This is a genomic window from Bacteroides sp. D1 (genome assembly GCF_000157095.2).
GTDB lineage: Bacteria > Bacteroidota > Bacteroidia > Bacteroidales > Bacteroidaceae > Bacteroides > Bacteroides xylanisolvens.
In genome coordinates, this window is the sequence record NZ_JH114350.1 from 854,392 (window position 1) to 872,613 (window position 18,222).

At 41.4% G+C, this 18,222-nt stretch carries 13 protein-coding genes; 5 read left to right on the plus strand and 8 right to left on the minus strand.

All coding sequences use genetic code 11. From position 1 onward, the window contains the following. Positions 1–2: 2 nt before the first annotated feature. The 3 genes from BSAG_RS01595 to BSAG_RS01585 all read right to left on the minus strand — a co-directional run bounded on the left by BSAG_RS01595 (position 3) and on the right by BSAG_RS01585 (position 5,684). Complete coding sequence (locus BSAG_RS01595; protein ID WP_004316032.1) at positions 3–1,925, minus strand: alpha/beta fold hydrolase; 1,923 nt, start codon at positions 1,923–1,925, stop codon at positions 3–5. A gap of 112 nt (positions 1,926–2,037) precedes the next feature. After that, positions 2,038–3,966, minus strand: coding sequence for a glycoside hydrolase family 127 protein (locus BSAG_RS01590; protein WP_008770876.1), 1,929 nt, complete (start codon positions 3,964–3,966; stop codon positions 2,038–2,040). A gap of 107 nt (positions 3,967–4,073) precedes the next feature. Continuing rightward, positions 4,074–5,684, minus strand: a complete 1,611-nt coding sequence (locus BSAG_RS01585; RefSeq protein WP_008770875.1) for a hypothetical protein — start codon at positions 5,682–5,684, stop codon at positions 4,074–4,076. 153 nt (positions 5,685–5,837) lie between these two features. On the opposite strand from BSAG_RS01585, the gene BSAG_RS01580 reads away from it, so the two are divergent. Next, positions 5,838–6,620, plus strand: a complete 783-nt coding sequence (locus BSAG_RS01580; protein ID WP_004316035.1) for a HipA family kinase — start codon at positions 5,838–5,840, stop codon at positions 6,618–6,620. Then, positions 6,598–6,981, plus strand: a complete 384-nt coding sequence (locus BSAG_RS01575; protein WP_004316036.1) for a DUF3037 domain-containing protein — start codon at positions 6,598–6,600, stop codon at positions 6,979–6,981. The genes BSAG_RS01580 and BSAG_RS01575 overlap by 23 nt, the downstream gene beginning before the upstream one ends. A 217-nt stretch (positions 6,982–7,198) precedes the next feature. On the opposite strand, the gene BSAG_RS01570 is transcribed toward BSAG_RS01575, so the two are convergent. After that, entirely contained in the window at positions 7,199–9,148 is a 1,950-nt protein-coding gene (locus BSAG_RS01570) for a glycoside hydrolase family 97 protein (protein WP_008020336.1), read from the minus strand. Between the two features lie 69 nt (positions 9,149–9,217). Beyond that, positions 9,218–10,099: an AraC family transcriptional regulator gene (locus BSAG_RS01565; protein WP_008020334.1), complete on the minus strand. Its 882-nt coding sequence runs from the start codon at positions 10,097–10,099 to the stop codon at positions 9,218–9,220. 120 nt (positions 10,100–10,219) lie between these two features. Between BSAG_RS01565 and BSAG_RS01560 the strand changes: the two genes are divergently transcribed. The 3 genes from BSAG_RS01560 to BSAG_RS01550 all read left to right on the plus strand — a co-directional run bounded on the left by BSAG_RS01560 (position 10,220) and on the right by BSAG_RS01550 (position 13,175). After that, positions 10,220–11,035, plus strand: coding sequence for an SDR family oxidoreductase (locus BSAG_RS01560; RefSeq protein WP_008020332.1), 816 nt, complete (start codon positions 10,220–10,222; stop codon positions 11,033–11,035). 29 nt (positions 11,036–11,064) lie between these two features. Then, complete coding sequence (uxuA, locus tag BSAG_RS01555; protein ID WP_004316041.1) at positions 11,065–12,252, plus strand: mannonate dehydratase; 1,188 nt, start codon at positions 11,065–11,067, stop codon at positions 12,250–12,252. Positions 12,253–12,329: 77 nt separating this feature from the next. Continuing rightward, entirely contained in the window at positions 12,330–13,175 is an 846-nt protein-coding gene (locus BSAG_RS01550) for a hypothetical protein (protein WP_008997763.1), read from the plus strand. A gap of 84 nt (positions 13,176–13,259) precedes the next feature. On the opposite strand, the gene BSAG_RS01545 is transcribed toward BSAG_RS01550, so the two are convergent. The 3 genes from BSAG_RS01545 to BSAG_RS01535 all read right to left on the minus strand — a co-directional run bounded on the left by BSAG_RS01545 (position 13,260) and on the right by BSAG_RS01535 (position 18,178). After that, on the minus strand, positions 13,260–14,666 hold the full coding sequence (locus BSAG_RS01545; protein ID WP_008020328.1) for a glycosyl hydrolase family 28 protein: 1,407 nt from the start codon (positions 14,664–14,666) through the stop codon (positions 13,260–13,262). A gap of 115 nt (positions 14,667–14,781) precedes the next feature. Beyond that, the gene (locus tag BSAG_RS01540) at positions 14,782–16,080 is read right to left on the minus strand and encodes an alginate lyase family protein (protein WP_004316044.1); all 1,299 of its coding nucleotides are present in this window, start codon (positions 16,078–16,080) and stop codon (positions 14,782–14,784) included. 58 nt (positions 16,081–16,138) lie between these two features. Beyond that, positions 16,139–18,178, minus strand: a complete 2,040-nt coding sequence (locus BSAG_RS01535) for an IPT/TIG domain-containing protein (protein WP_008997765.1) — start codon at positions 18,176–18,178, stop codon at positions 16,139–16,141. Positions 18,179–18,222 lie beyond the last annotated feature (44 nt).

The following is an 18,222-nucleotide window of genomic DNA, read 5'->3' on the forward strand; positions in this document are numbered from 1 at the left end:
CTTTATTGAACGTTTTTCAAAAATTCTTCCAATGCTGCATTAAATTCTTCCGGGCGTTCCATATTCAGCATGTGTCCGCAATCGTCAATTACTTTCAGTTTTCCATTGGGAAGATATTGTAAAATGGGAGGTTCTTTTGAGAATCGGTTGCCGGAAGAATGACCTTCAACAATTAAAGCAGGTACATCGGGATGATTCTTTTTCAATTTCTCGATGGCATCCAAACCAGCTACCACCCGTACTTCTTTGTGTAAAGGTTGCCACGCATCCCACTCATCGATCATTTGCCATAGAGACTCACGCATTCGTTCCCGCTGACTTCCTCCTGACTTCATCAATCCTTCAAACCACTCTTTCTTCATCACATCTACCCCTTTCTCTTTCAAAGCAGCAATCTCCTTATCACGTACTCTTGCTTCTTCCGGAGTCATCGGTTCACTGGGACCTTTCGATTTCCGAATGTTTCCACTGGCTAAAAAAGCAGATAACATTCGGTCAGGGAAATACGCCAACATATCAGCAGTAATAAACCCACCTAAAGAAAGTCCGACGATATGCGCTTTCTTGATGTGCAAAGAATCCATCAAAGTAACTAAATCTCCAGCGTGTGTGAATTGATAGTCTTCCGTTTGTGAAGACGAAATGCCATATCCTCTCAAATCATAGCGGATCACACGATATTTTTTTGCCAGTACGGAAAATTGTTCATCCCACATACGATGATCCAAAGAATGACCATGAACAAAGATGACGGGAGCACCTGTGCCGGCTTCCTCATAGTAAAGAGAACCGTTGCCCACTTCAACGCGGCCTTGTTTCACAACCAACGGATGTCCCTTTACAATCTCTGAAACAGTTCTCGAAATTACAGGACTACCATAAAAAGACGAGAAACCATCTTCTTTACTGGAAGCACCGACTACATGAGCAATAAAGAAGCCATAAACATTCTCCCGTTTATTGATCCACGGGTAAGCGCCAGCCCATCCTGGTGAACTAATCTGATAAGCTTCACCTGTCTTCTTATCGATTAATTCACGCCATTCTCCCAATCCGTAGATTCCATTGTGGGATTGTCCTAGCCCTTTCGCTACATAATTATCCGAGTTATTCGAAGGGATTATTGCGTCTTTCACTTGGTCGGCCTGCATTTCCTTTACAGTTTTTGCTGATATAATCCGCTTATCGTTATACATTCCATCATGATAAATCATAGATAGGAAATGAATATAATCGTTCAAGGTGGTACACAGACCACCACCTAACATCGGGGCATGTCCGCCATCTGTATTTATCGGAGTAAAATGAGAATTTTTCATTTCCAATGGTTGCGCCAATAGTTCTTGAAAGAGAGTTTCAAACTCCTTCCCCATTGCCACTTCCGCCATTCTTCCGGCAATCTGCATGGCAAGCCCTCCATACTGGAACCGGCTTCCCGAAGTAAAAACCGTATCTAACGGCAATATTTCAATAATGGCAGAATCCAAATGATTGTAATTATCTACACGCGGTTCAGGAAGATAGGGACGCACTCCGGAAGTATGAGATAACAGTTGTCGTAAAAGGATTTTTCCTTTGGCATCTCCCTTAAATTCCGGCAACCACTTTTCCACAGGGTCATCCCAGTCCAAACTGGTACTGTCCACTACCGCTCCGATAACAGCAGCCGCCACCCATTTTCCGGCAGAGGCTACGTATACTTTTGTATCAGGAGTATAGCTACCATAGTTCTTCTGAAAAATGACAGAATCATTCTTTACTACACAGATAGAAGCACCTGGATAGTACTCTTTACTCACCCAGCCTTGAATAACAGAATCTAATGAAGAGAAGTTATAACGACTCCCTTGTACGGATGATACATTGCAGGAACCTGCAATAAAACAGATACTTATAAAAATTACGATTAATAATCTTCCCTTCATTTTCGTTATCTATTAAATTCGTATTAAACACAAATTACACGAACTACGCTATTGTTTGATGCAATTATAATTATAAAACCGCGTAATTCGTGTAATTCGTTCTTAAATTTTTCTATTTCGACTGCAAATCCCAATATACCACATAACGCTGATGATGCAAATCATAAAGCGGACGAATCACATCTCCTTGTTCTGTTATAAATTTCAGTTCTTTTCCTGTACGCTGCAAAGTACGTTCCGGATGTTTCATATCTACTTTCAATGAGGTACGCAAATCGGCAGGCACATGGAAATTATAAGTATAATAATCATTATAAAAAGCTGGATTAGAGAAAGGTGCGGGAGCCTGCATACCTTCCGTACCCCGTTCTCCGGCAAGCACTAACGGGCCATACAATAAAGCTACCTTATTCGGATTATCGGGAGTGGCTTCCAATGCAATCTGCATCGGGTAAGTAGCCGAGATACGGTCATTATCTTTCCAGTCACGGGTGATAGCGATATAAGAACCTGGCTTTTGTTTTACTGCTACTTTTTTACCGTTCACAAGAACTTCCGCTTTTTTACTCCATGAAGGATATCTTAGATAAACAGTAGTACGAACCGGTTTCTCGGCACGAATAGTAAACCGGGTCGTTTCCTCTTTCGGAAATTCCGTTTCCTGGAGAAGGGTTAACCCTTTTTCTTTCCAGGTGACTTGGGAAGGAATAAACAGATTTACGTAGATTCCCTGGTTGTTGTGGTAGTAGATAGCTTCTCCGTATTTAGCATGATTTTCGAATCCACTGCCGACACAACACCAAAAAGAGTTCTCTTTGGTACTATACAGTTTATGTGAGCCCGAAAGTAAGGGCAAGAAATAAGTGACCATTCCTGTTTCCGGATCTTGCTGTCCCAAGATATGATTATATAGTGCCCTTTCATAATAATCGGCAATAGATGAATCGCCCGTCCAACAGAAAAGATGACGACTAAGCTTCAACATATTATAAGTGCAGCAGGTTTCTCCGGTATAGCCGGTCAAGTGTTTAGAAAATTTCTTCGGGTCGAAAAAATGCTCCTTATCACTACTGCATCCCGGAGCAAAAGTATGGTGGTCAATCATGGTATGCCAGAAGAATTCCGAGAGCTTTTTGCTGGTCTCATTCTCTGTCAGTTCATAGTTACGCGCTTCGGCTATGACTTTCGGGATAAACGTATTCGTATGTTTGGTTCCCAAATCGTCCCGAAGTTCTTTCAACGGGTCAATTACATCATTATGGTAGAAATATTCAGCCAACCAACGGTAACGTTCATCTCCTGTGATAGCATACAAATTGTAGAATGATTCGTTGACACCTCCAAACTCATTGCGTATCATGAGTTTGCGGGTTTCTTCACTAAGTGGTTTCAGTTTGTTATAAGCCCAGTCGCCCATTTTGGTCACTGTTTTCAAAGCTTGCTGATTATCCGCATACAGATATTGGTCTATCAGGCCGGAATAAAGCTTATGCAAGGTGTACCAAGGTGCCCAAACACTCTTTCCCCGGATATTACGGTTTATCAGTTCTTCGGGAAAAGCACTTAAATATCCGCCTTTCAAAGCGTTCTGGACTTCGGTCAGCCCGTTGACAAGGCTATCCCCTTTCAACTTGAAAATCTCACTTCCAGTAGCAGCATACATCAAAGCGTAAGCCGAAAGCAGATGTCCGGTAGTATGTCCGCGAAGTTCACAGTCCAAGGATTCCCAACCACCGAGTTTTTTCACTGTCATATAACCGCCTTCACGACCGGCAAAGACTCCGGCATTTGTCCGGAAACTATGCAACAGACGACTTACGTCGATAGAGGTCATCCATGCGGAATCCCGCAACATATTGTCACGAAAACGACTCGGTAATAAACGGACGTCTTTCAAATCAAAACTTTCTACCCGAACAGGAGCCACTGTCTCTTTTTTCATTTTCCCCTGGTGCTGTCCGGGGTACACAGATTGAGCCGACGATATAGCCGATACTGCCAATAATGCGATTGCAACTAAAGATTTCTTATTCATAATCATTTTTAATATCCTTATTTATTATTGGATACGAATAGACTCCGCCTATTACTCAATGCAAAAAAACGAATTCCAACTTATAGTGCCATAATCTTTCATTTATCAATTGCCTATTGATAAATGAAGAAACTCCGTTCTACCGATTCGGCTGTCTGCACTTCTCCTGCCAATCCATATTGCCATGCCACCACAGTCACTTTCAATGGGAACTTACTGCGTGGGGGAATTCGAGTAAATACCAACTTGTTTCCCTCTATTTCTGCCGGCCCTTCTTTCACGTAGTAATATACGGGTAGCCCGCAATCGGAGGTTGCATGTAAAGAGATAGTTTCCGTGCCTTTCCTCACATCGTCAAGACCCGGGAAAAGAATATGCTGGCGTTTACCTTCCGTATTGCGATAGGGAATCCGAAAACTAAGTTCCTGAACTGTGCTTTTATAATGTTTGTCACCATCATTACCAGCTAGAAGGCAAATATCTCCCGTACGGCGCTGATTGTACATTCCCATACGGTAGAAACGGACAGTAAAGGTTGTGTCGTTCACCTTCTGAACCGGGCCACAAATACGGGTTATTTCAGGAGAAGTGAGCGAATGTTCGTCAGAAATTGCAGTATGCAAGCTATCCGTATATACAGCTTTCAGATGAAAAGTCAATCCGTCTTTTTCCGGCAGGAAGCGGGCGGCAACTTTCACATGGGATTTGGGATTATATGTGAGTAATTGCCCCTTTTGTACAAAACCTAAATATTGTGGTTTCTTCCCTCTTTCCCGGCGATAGCGTTCTTCCGTCATTTCAGCCATTTCCTTATCGAAATACCAGAATGCATCGTGCGAGTCTCCTTTATACTCTTTATAAGGAGCAGCTTTTGCACGTTTCTTCTGATTCGGATGCCACCTTTCGGCAAGCCAGCCATTCTGCGGATTCAGCTTCTTCAATTCCACAGGCTTATCCAAATCATACGTTGCGGGCATACGATATTCCAGTGCTTTCTTTAAGAACAACGCAATATAACCAGCGGTGCGGTCGGCTATATCGAAATGTCCTCGTCCTGTGTCGCAAAGGAAAGAGACGCAACTTTTAGGATACATCATACGGAATGCCAAAGCCGGATTTACACGGTCTTCCCACCATTCGTATTCGCCTTCAATCATCAATCCAGGGATGCCGTCAATCGTACGTTTCCCCCACTCCATATTGTCACGACCATATCCGGTAAGGTTAGTGCGCGGCGCATCTCCATGTAAAGAGATAATGGCTAATGTGCGGTCGGGATTCCAGGCTGCGAAGTTCCACGGGTAAGTAGCCATTGCCGAATGTCCTAAAGGGACAATAGGCGCATATTTCAATTCACTATAGCCACTGACATTCGCAAAATCCTCCATCATCTTTTCAAAGACTTCCTGACATCCGGTAGTTATATCCCATCTTTGATCCCATCCAGGGGTAATCCATATCAGTGCTATACCCGTTTCTGATAATCTTTCACGAAATAGGGAATTTTCAAACAAAGTCTCCTCTGTCATATTATGATTGCCTATTATCACTGCTTTCACTTGAGTACAATCGGAAGGTATCCACAAGAATGCTTGCGGATGATCGTTCGTTTCGTTGGAAATAATACCTGGCAGCTGTACAGACCACTGCCATTCGGCTGCCATATTGCTGGGTAACAGAATAACGGACATTATTCCAAACACCCAAAATCGAAGTAGTTTCATGTTTAATTCATTTATCATTGTTTTATATAATACGTAGCAGGAAGAAAGTATACTCAACCGAAAAATACAAAAAAACTATTATTATAGGAAGCCTTTCACTGACTATTCCATAAAAACGTTGTATCTTTATTCTCAATTTAAGAAAGGAGTGATATGGATTTACGTACAGCAAATGTAACAAGATATATTCTTCCCTTGCGGGAAGGAGGGTCATTGCCGGCTTTGGCTGAAGCGGATGATGAATTTAAATATGTCGTAAAATTCAGAGGAGCAGGACATGGGACTAAAGCCCTTATTGCCGAATTGATAGGGGGAGAAATAGCCCGTACACTGGGATTCAGAGTTCCGGAGATTATATTTTTGAATCTGGATGAGGCTTTCGGACGGACAGAAGCGGATGAAGAAATACAGGATTTACTGCAATGGAGCCGTGGGTTGAACATGGGTCTGCATTTCCTGTCCGGTTCATTGACGTTCGACCCTGTTGTGCATAAGGTGGACGGTAAAACTGCTTCGCAAATTGTGTGGCTGGATGCGTTATTGACCAATGTAGACCGTACAATCAAGAATACGAATATGCTGATGTGGCATAAAGAATTGTGGTTAATCGATCATGGAGCTTCCCTTTATTTCCATCATTCGTGGACGAATTGGCAGAAACACGCACTTAGTCCGTTCGTACAAATAAAAGATCATGTACTATTGCCGTTTGCCGATCAACTGGAAGAAGTAGACGCAACATTCAAACAACTACTTACCGATGACAAGATACGAGAGATAGTCAATGCCGTCCCTGACGACTGGCTGAACTGGACGGAAGGACAGGAAACTCCGCAAGACTTGAGAGATGTTTATATTCAATTTTTAGAAGAAAGGATCAAGCATTCCGAAATATTTGTAAATGAAGCGCAAAATGCAAGAAAGGCACTTATATGAATACGCAGTTATCCGTTTCGTTCCTAAAGTAGAACGTGAGGAATTTATTAATGTAGGTATTGTACTGTTTTCCAAACGGTGCAAATATCTCAAATCTCTTTATACAATAGATGAAAACAAATTGAAACTGTTCTCTTCCGAATTGGACATCAACTGTCTGATAGAAGGTCTGAAAGTCTTCGACAAGATTTGTCAGGGAAATAAAGAAGGAGGAGTTATTGCCAATATGGATATTCCGGACCGCTTCCGGTGGCTGACTGCGGTAAAAAGCTCCTGTATTCAAGTGTCCCGTCCTCATCCGGGATTCTCTACAGATTTAGATAATACTTTAGAAAGGTTGTTCAAGGAATTAGTTCTTTAATTCCTTGAATAACCTTTCCACTCAATGAATGAGAAAACTCTCCTCTTCTCTCATTACGACCCGGAAATGGTGAAGTGGTTGATTAATTATAGCAAATAATACCTCACTATATTTTTCAGGCACGGATTACACGGATTTCACGGTTTTAGAAATGATGGTTGCATAAAGCAACAGTGTAATCTGCGTTATCCGTGCCTAAAAAGAAACATAAACTTGCCTACTTAAACGGAATAAAATGCAATGCAGCTCCGCCACTTGCTTTTAGCTTCAAAACAAGCTTATCTCCGGCTTTTATCTTCTTATGAGTACTGCGTACTTTCGTTCGTGTATTCAGCTTGTCATCATCTTCGTACAGGTGAAGCATATACTTCTTACCCGGTTCCAGAAAATCCGTAGTCAATGTAATTGTGCGGGCTTCCGTATTCGTCATTGCTCCTACAAACCAGTCATTCCCCGAACGACGTGCCTGAACGATATATTCACCAACCTCTCCATCTAACGCGCGGCTGTCATCCCATACACTCGGAATTGCTTTCCAAAATTCCAGTTCTTCTTCTCCCTGGTAGAATTCCGGTCTGTCATACCAAAACATAAATTGCAAAGGACTGTAATACACAGCTGCCATCGCCAACTGATGTGCTTTCGTATTCTTCACCCGATTATTGAAATAGCAAAGCGTATAGTCTCCTGCACCTGCCAGATAGCGGGTGAAAGGAAGAGTCGTATTGTGTGTGGCATCCGGCATTTCTTCATTTCCACGAATACCTTCCTGCGTCATCAGGTTAGGATAAGTACGGCTGAAACCTGTCGGACGATATTCGTCATGAATATCTACCATCAGACCATATTCTCCACATTTACGAACTGCATCATGCAGCCAGGTACTCCAACGCTGATTACCTATCTGTACAAAACCGAACTTGACACCTTTCAGTCCCCATTTTTTATACAAAGGCAACAGAGTATCCAACTGCTGCACTAATGCACGCTGATTGACATACACCATAAGTCCGATTCCTTTCGATTCGGCATATTTACACAAAGCGGGTATATCAAGGTCTTTATCAGGAGAAACAGTAGTAGCATCCGAACTCATTTTCATTTCCGGTCCGTACCAGCCTGCATCCATGTGCACATACTGAATACCACGTTCTGCCGCAAAGTCAATGGCTGCTTTTACTCTATCTTGTTTCAAGTCGCCCGAACGGAATACTTTCCCGGGTTTAATCCAAGAAGTATCAGCCAGCTTACAAGCCGGATTCAGATTCAAGACAATATCATTGTTATTAATTAAATCGACCGGACGTTCGGCAGCCATGATTACACGCCACGGAGTGCTGTAAGGAGAAATAATATCAACGCTACTATACAGGCTTGTCTCCAAAGTGGAAGGTTTCTCTGCCGATAAACGGAATTTACCACGAACATAATCCACCATTTCCGCTTCCAACAAAGCTACAGATAATCCATCAGGCAGTTTCAAGGTCAAAGGACGCTCACTCTCCTCTTTGCCCCATCCTTCCAACGGACGAAGTTCATAAGGTCCTTGCGCCCAACGTTCATAATACGCCATCGTTCCTTCAGGCATTGTGAAGCTAGTCTGCTCACCAACGATATGCAAGAAAAGCCCGTTTGTCATTTCCGGAAAATGATAGCGGAAAGCAACTCCTTCATTATAGGCACGAACTATGATATTCATAAAGTAATTCTTACGCTTATCATAACCACCGTCCTGATTGCCATTTCCTTCTCCCTTCTTGAGTTTCAAAGTCATCTCATTGTAGCAATCACGTACTTCCGCACGTTCGCCATATACAGGCTTCCATCTCTCGTCCGTCTTTTGATGTTCAGTCTCTGTCAACTTCAGATTCTCACACCAAAAATGACAAGTATCATTCGGTATACCCAACGCCGATTCAAATAACTGATTTTCAATCAGAACACCCAGTTTACTTTCTTCAATCACCGGACGATTCTTATAAGTCAAGGTATAATACATTTGTGCATTATCCTCTCCCACCGCACGTTGATAAAAGGTAAAACGATAAGCTCCATCAGGAGACGTCAGTTCCCGACGGGTTTCTGTCATCACATCTTGCGCTTTTACCAATGCCGGTATCACCAACAACAAAAGCAAAATTCTTTTCTTCATTCTATTTACGTTCATGTTTATTCCTTTTCTATTATATACGAACGAGAAAGAAATTATACTCAAATGTTTATTGCCTGAAAAAGCTTATTCCATCTGTTCCCTATAAAAAGTAGGTGTCATTCCTGTCACCCTTTTAAAGATGCGGTTAAAATGTACAGGTGATTCAAATCCGCAAGTAGCACTGATTTGAGATATATTCATCATACTACTATTCAATAGTTTACAAGCATATCCGATACGCATATCAAGTACATACTCTTTAAATGTCTTTCCTGTGTTTTCTTTAAAGTATCGGCAGAAAGCGGCAGGGTTCATCGCTGTATAAGAAGCAATTTCATCCAGACCGATAGACTCGGTATAATGTTTATTCAAATAGGCAATCACCTTTTCCATTCTTTCATTACGCATAATCGAAGGGGACGGAGTATAATGAGAAGTAGTCAGATATTTCTTATGATTGCTGGTAGCCATCATCTGTAGAAGTGAAAGCAACAGGATGATTTGATCTGCTCCTTTGGCAGAAGGAATTTGTTCCAATAACTTAATGATTTTCCCCGAACGGGTAATTGTGAATTTAATTCCTCTGCAAGCATCCTCCAATAAATTCCTGATAGGAATAAACTGGGAGTATTGAGAAATTGAATAATGCATAAAATCTTTCTCAAACTGAATATTGACTCCTCTTACTTTCGGTTCGGATTTTTCTTCGTTATCAGATTCTTCCCCGCCGTCCGGTGGACTTTGCATACTATGAGGCAGTTCGGAACCGAAAAGAATCAAATCACCTTTTGAATAGGAGATAATGCTGTCACCCACCAGACAATCCCCCTCTCCCTTCTCCACATAAATAATTTCATACTCACTATGAAAATGCCACGGATACGTGAAACGTGGATATTCATAAAAGCGGGCACGGACGGGATTGGAAGTCGTAATAGTCAACTTCTCATTCATTATCTTCTTCATAAATCTCCTTTCTAAACTGCTTTTGCAAAGATAGGTAAATATCTTGCAAAAATACGCATCATAGCATGTATAAAAAACCGCTATTTTTGCATCCATTCATAAAAACATTTGATAGAAACCATGAACGAATTATTTAGTATTGCCGGTAAAGTTGCTGTTATTACTGGAGCAGGTGGTGTACTGGGCGGAAATATTGCCCAACACTTTGTACAGCAGGGAGCAAAAGTTGTAGCTATTGACATTCGTCAGGAGCAACTGGACAACCGTGTGGCTGAACTTAAGCAATACGGTAACGATGTAATCGGCATCATCGGTAATGTACTTGACATCGCCAGCCTGGAGAAAGTAGCCGAAGAAGTCGTTGCCAAATGGGGACAGATCGATATTCTATTGAACATCGCCGGTGGAAATATGCCGGGAGCCACTCTCGAACCGGATCAGCACTTCTATGATATGGACATCTCTTGCTGGGAAAAAGTGACTAACCTGAATATGAACGGTACAGTTTATCCGTCTATGATATTCGGTAAGGTAATGGCAAAACAGAAGAAAGGATGCATCATCAATGTATCTTCTATGGCTGCTTATAGTGCTATCACCCGTGTACCGGGTTACTCGGCCGCTAAAACGGCAGTAGCCAACTTCACCCAATGGCTGGCAAGCGAAATGGCACTGAAATACGGTGATGGTATCCGTGTAAATGCTATCGCTCCGGGATTCTTTATCGGTGACCAAAACCGTCGTGTACTTATCAACCCGGATGGTTCATTGACCGACAGAAGTAAAAAGGTATTAGCCAAAACTCCGATGAATCGTTTCGGCGATATCAAAGAATTGAACGGTGCTGTACAATTCCTGTGCAGTGAAGCCGCTAGTTTCGTAACGGGAGCTATGTTGCCTATCGATGGTGGTTTCAGTGCATTCAGCGGCGTTTAATATTTAATCTTTTAATTTATTCAAACGTTATGATGGAAAAAACATGGAGATGGTTCGGCAAGAAAGATAAAATCACCTTGCCAATGCTCCGTCAGATAGGTGTTGAAGGAATCGTCACTGCATTACACGAGGTACCAAACGGAGAGATTTGGACAGTAGAAGCCATCAACGATTTAAAATCGTATATTGAATCGTATGGGTTGCGCTGGTCGGTCGTGGAAAGCCTTCCGGTTTGTGAGGCAATCAAGTATGCGGGTACGGAACGTGAACAGTTGATCGAAAATTATAAAGTAAGTCTTGCCAACCTGGGTAAATGCGGAGTGAAAACAGTCTGTTACAACTTCATGCCGGTAATCGACTGGATACGTACGGATTTACAGTACCCTTGGCCGGACGGTACCAGTTCGCTTTACTACGACCGTATTCGTTTCGCTTACTTCGACATCAAAATACTGGAACGTGAAGGAGCTGAAAAAGACTATACAGAAGAAGAACTGCATAAAGTTGCCGAACTGGACAAAGTGATTACAGATACCGAAAAGGACAATTTGATTGATACTATTATCGTCAAGACACAAGGATTTGTGAACGGTAATATCAAAGAAGGAGATAAAAACCCGGTTGCTATATTCAAACGTCTGTTAGGTTTATATAAAGACATAGACCGGGATGCTTTACGAGAGAATATGTGTTACTTCCTTTCAGCAATTATGCCTGTATGCGATGAATATGGTATCAATATGTGCGTACACCCGGATGATCCTCCATTCCAGGTTCTCGGCCTACCCCGTATTGTCACCAATGAAGAAGATATAGCCTGGTTTCTGAATGCCGTAGACAATCCGCATAATGGGCTGACTTTCTGTGCAGGTTCTCTTAGCGCAGGCGCACATAATGATACTCGTGAATTGGCAAAGAAGTTTGCAGGAAGAACCCATTTCGTTCATCTACGCAGTACAGAGGCCATGCCGGGTGGAAACTTCATCGAAAGTTCTCATCTATCAGGAAGAGGACATCTGATTGATCTCATTCGTATTTTTGAAAATGAGAATCCGGGACTTCCCATGCGCGTAGATCATGGACGAATGATGCTCGGAGATGAGGATAAAGGCTACAATGCCGGTTATTCTTTCCACGGACGTATGCTGGCTTTAGCACAAGTAGAAGGAATGATGACTGTGGTGGATGATGAGAAACAACATAAGATAGAGTTTTAATCTTATTTTTCATCAATATACTTTGAAATACAGGAAAGGAGCTTTACTTTTGTGAAGAAATAAAAAAGAAGAATATTATGAAAGCAAAAATGACGAAGCTCTGTCTACTATTTATTCTATTATGCTCCCTTCCCGTATTTTATTCATGCAGCGACGAAGCTGACGTTTTTTACCTATATGAATATTGGGAAGTGATGCTCGACCCGGAACCTCCCATTAGTGAAACCAGTTTACCAATTACAGGAGGTACAAAGTTGGGAATTAAGGGTGGCATAGCTCCCTATACTGCTGAAATAGCCGATGGGCAAATAGCAACAGCTTATATAGACGAAAACAATGATATTCAAATCAGCTCTATAAAACTGGGCAGCACGTCATTGATGGTAAAAGACGCTGATGGGAGAATCATAAAAATAGGGCTAAAGGTCGTCAACGGCAAACAATCTTTTTCAGTGAATTCTGTGGAAGCAAGAATCACAGGAATAGATGAAAGTCTGTTGGATGAACAACAAAAAGAAAAACTAGAAGCGGTCATAAAAAAGATAAAGGATGAAGCGGGTATACAAGCTACAGGAGGAATAGCTTTCTCTTATGACCAAAAAAGTAGTGGTAAAGTGACAATTGTTACTAGTAAAGATAATGCTCCGAAAATAGAAGGAAGCTTCTCCCGCTCCACATCAGAGTCAGGCACTACATTCCAAATTACAATCAATGGTAAAGAGTATGACTGCAAATTTAAACTTCCCGAACGTCCCGATACTTCAAAGAGTATCACCACACGAGACCTTGGCCCGATTCCTTATTGGTTAGTGGAAGATGTGACTGAAGATTATAAATCAGATGTGACCGACCTATTCGGAATAAATGCCACCTCCCTGAAAATAGAACGCATTTATATAGGTTCATTCACTCCTTTACGATAAGTTTATTCCTCTTTCTATAAAATAGATGCGGCAAAAAGCACGAAAAACTGTTTTTTGTCGCATCTTTCATCTTTTAGTTATTAGCTACTTTATCCGTATCTTCTCTACAAAATCTTTTTTATCTATATTCAATTCTTCCAAAGAAGTGATCCGCCTACCGTTCAACACAATGTTTTCGAACAAAATATTCTCAATCTTCCTATTTTTATCATAACCTTCTATTAAAGAAGAATTGATATATTTCCCGGTACATGAAATATTACGGAATGTTATGTTCTTGACACCTCTGCCGGGACCTGTATTGTATTTTTGGTTATACATCACCCGAAGATGAAATAACTGTCCTTCCTGAATATGTTCCACACGAATGTCCTCAAAAGTAATGTTTTGTGCTAGGTTGTGATCCCCTACATTGATAGTCATACAGCCTTGGTAATCACGATCATCCTCATCATGCTCCAATATATCAATATTCCTGAATACTATATCTTCCAAAACTTCATCTCCCGTTTCCGTATTTCCATGTGTACCGATATTGATAGGATGCGCAATATCTGCCCATAGAGTAGAATTAAGTACATGAATATTGCGACAGTCGCCATAATAATTCCAACGATGCGTATAAAGAGCTATACAATCATCCGAATTACGAAGAAACACATCATCAATCATCACATCCGAGCAGGACATAAAATCCAGCCCATCACTCCAACCCTGATAGCTGAATGATTTCAGATTTTTGATAGTAATTCCGGTAGATTGTCCCCCAGAGACAGTATAATGCCGTGGATTTACCACCGTAACTCCATCAATCAGTACATTCCGGGAGTAGGTAACCGAAATTCCCTGTTGCGGTTCAAGCAACATGCCATGTCCCAATATTTTCACATTCTCTACACTGTCGCAAGTGAGACAACCTTTCAAAACGGCACCACCTTCTAAATAAACCGTCGTATTACTGGGAATACGGAAGCATTTTCCAGCCGTATCAGTCGGTTCATGTATTCCAGCTTCAAAATAAATCACGTTCGGATCATTCTTATCCGGCACATTTTTGATGATAGGATTGGCAAATACATGCAAATTATTCAGGCGATCTCCATTAAACTCGACCGACAACTTTTGTGGTTTATCTATCGTAAACAATAGAAAGTTACCATCAATCTCCGGTTGGATACCTTTGGATAAAGGACGCACCACTGCCGAACGGATCTCCCCACTGTTCTTTTGTACCAATACTTCCACTTTCCCTGAAAAGTCGAACTGAACCATCGTGGCATCGGACTTCGTATCCATATCCACCTTTACGTTATACTCATAAAGGTCTACCCAGTCTTTTTCTCCCACTTGCCGTACTTTTACCGTATAGTCATCATTGTGACGGGCATAATAGATGCCTTGAGGTACCGGATAGATGACTATTTCTGCTTGTATGACTCCTGTGGTCATTACAAGTAAAAATGTGAGCGCTATTCTTATTAGTTTATTCATTTCAAGTTTTTACTAATACCGTTAATGTCCTGGAATTCACCACAGATTGAAACAAATAATCCATCCACACTGGCATATCCGAATCTGTGGCGAAGTCTAACACATTTTATTCATTTTATCTTGCATACATCAGCGTACCGAGCCCAAGTACGTCATAGCCACCGGAGTTAGCGTCATAATACCCACCTCCTCCTTCTATTCCTACATATTCCGTAGCTATCTTAGTATATTTGAGATTATCATCCGAGATGTCTTTTACCCCTTTGTAATGATAGTAAGGCAACGCCCATATTGCACGTTTGATCCATTTACCGCCACCAAGTGTTGTTTGCTCTTCCGGAATCGGATATCCCCATTGACTCTGTTTTTGCCATATATAAGTAGTATATGGTACAGTCTCATTAGTGTAATTACAACAAGCAGCATATTCACAAGCCCGCATGAACAGATTGTCATCATAAGCAAAGAAATCGTCTCCCTGACTCCATGCCAACTGACAAATAATTCCCATCAATCCGACACACATCAACGTGTGTCCTTGGTCACGTCCACTTTCCTGCCATTGAGCAAAGTTATAGTCCGGTGCATAATCGTGATAGATAGCACGACGTAAACGTCCGTTTGTATCACCTGTCTGCAAATGGCCGATACCTTCATTATAAATATCACGACGATCGGTTACAATGCCGATAGCCATTTTAGCTGCAATATTACAAAGACACCAGTTAGCCCAATAGTGTAACGGATTGGTATCGTGATGACGTTTCAAAAAATCATCATTAGCAGGATAGAACACTTTAAGCAACCAATTCTGGAATGCTGCGAAGTCCGCACGATCCCATCCTTCATAATCCCTTAATAATTCACCGGCAATAGCAAATTCATAACCATAAAGTCCTGCGGCAAGCGATAAATTCGTATTACCTGTTACACCTACACAAGTCTGTACCCACTTATTCAGATTCTCCACCGCTTTTGCTGCATATTCATCATCTTGTTCAATCTTCCAACGAAGCGCCTGCTGATATGCAATAGTGGCCCCTCTGGCTGCATTCATATAATTTTCATCACCGGAAACTCCACGTTTAATCCATTCCGTAGGATAAGTATCTGCCGTCTTCTGCGAAAACTGACTTTCTACTAATAATTGATAAGCGCTAACCCAAGGCTCTTCTCCGGCAGCTTTTTTATCCCGGATACGCTGGAAGTCTTCCTCTGTATGCAACCCTTCATGCAGCATGGGTTCCGTTGACGGTTTAAGTTCAACCTGTTCCAAATTTACATTATTATCAGGAAGAGGAATTTTATTCAAATCAGTTTCCACATTGACACCCGGAAGGTCAATGCCGTCCCCACATCCTGTCAAAAACAGGGTAACAAATACTGCGGTTATATAATATATCTTTTTCATCATATTTTGGGTTTAATGGTACACCGTATCTACCATTGATTACAGTGCACCCAATTATAGTTTATTGCTCTACTAACTCTAATTTGAAATTATCTATCTTAGCCCGTCCTTGTTTTACTGTAATCGTACATACAAAACCAATGACAACATCGGTAGGCTCTTCAACAAGAATATCAACTACTACATCACCCGTACCCGAAATAGAAGCGTTTGCCAGACTCTTACTTGGTATATCACTCGTATTTGCCATCTCATTACCTTTACAAACCGCAACATAACCGGTAAAACCTCTGCCGTCATATTCATAAACGTGTGCCGTCAACTTATATTTTCCTTTTTGAAGATGAGAAGTCTGATATACCTTACCATCATTTTTAGGATTGTCAAATCCCCAATCTGTTTGTAAAGCTAAACCTGCATCACTTCCATCACCATATTTCGTTTTAAATGCCAAATCAACAGCAGCACCTCCTTCACCAGCAGTCAAGTTAGAGTTCTGAACTATCCAATAAGCAGCTTTTGCCCACTCTCCTTTTTTATGGAATCCTTTATCCCCACCTTTTTTTACATATTCAAAAGGCTGTTTATAGTTCATGAGTACATATTGAGAAATATCTCCATCCACCGGCAGAGGTTGCAACATATCACTCTCTACGGGTTGTGCAATACCTTCAAACACCATTGTTACTCTTCCGCCATTGAAACCTTGCGGAACCGTTACAGTAATAGAAGTCGTAGTAATCTCTTTAACCGTAACGGGTACGGATATTCCCTCAAAAGTAACTGTAACAGAATTCTTATCCGTTCCAAAACCTTTTCCTGTAAATGTTATTTCCTGTCCGGCTTTTACTAATGTACCATAAGGATAAATATACGGTGTTTCAACAGAAGTGATTTCTGGAGTTTCCCAAACCTCAAATGTGCCCGATTCGCCCATCTCTATTTCCTTACCCTGAATTATCAGTTTAATCTTCACCGGAGCTTCAGATGAAACTCCTTTGGGAACATTCACTACGATATTACCTTTATCATTCAGTGTCACTTTATCACAAACTGTTTCTCCGAAAAAGACCTGAATATTTTCAGCTTTCGTACCAAAGTTCTGACCAATGATCGTTACTTCCGCATTAATATATCCGGCTTTCGTTGAAATGCCTGTTACTGTAGGCATCGGTAATACCGTATATTTCAACTGTGTCCCGATAGTTTCAAACGGAGTAATGACAGTAATTGTATAATCTCCGGCTTCCAACGAAGCAGGTACAGTGAGTGGAATACTCTTATCCATCAAATTATCTGTATCTATTACAGCTTCTACAGGTTCTCCGCCAGCTTTAGAGAAAGTTACTTTCAAAGGCTCCAACCCTTCAACAGACTTATCCAGCAATTCTTGCACAAGATTGGTTCCTGTTATTGCAAATTTACTGCCAGCAAAACCTGATGGAACCGGTTCGTCTTCCTTAGGAATATCAAGCGTTGCATGCTTCAACACAGTGAAAGGATAAGAAGCCAAATCAATCGTTTGTTCTGCCATAATAAGTGTCATAACTCCACTGACAGCTGTCTCGGGAATTTTGGCCGTAAATTCGGTATCAGTAGGTGTACCCACAATCTCTGCCTTGTCTGTAGAAGTCCCGAAAGTCAAAGTATACAGTGTTTTAGAAGAAACAAATTCTTGTCCTTCGAAAACAATACTGGCACCCGGAAAACCATAAGAAGGTTTCACTACGCTGACACCCGGCTTACCAAGTACACGATAAACTAGATCAGTCTCCACACGTTGCCCGAAAACCTCAACGGTTATCTTTCCGTTTGTTGCCGATTCCGGCACTTTCGCAAGGATAGCATCATCGGCACAGGAGACTACTACTGCCTCCTGGGAACCGATAAACACTTTTACATCTTCAGTTCTGATTCCAAAATCATCACCATTAATGGTAAATTCATTCCCAACATATCCTTCGACGGGTTCTATCTTTGTTACGGTCGCCACAGGATCAGTGTAACTCATTGGAACAATTTCTTCATTGTCCTCGTCACAAGCAGCTAATGCGAAAAACGAGAGAAAAACGGGAAACAGATAGCTATATATTTTCTTCATAATCTTAATTATATTATCACGATGAATTACTCTTTTTTCTTTTT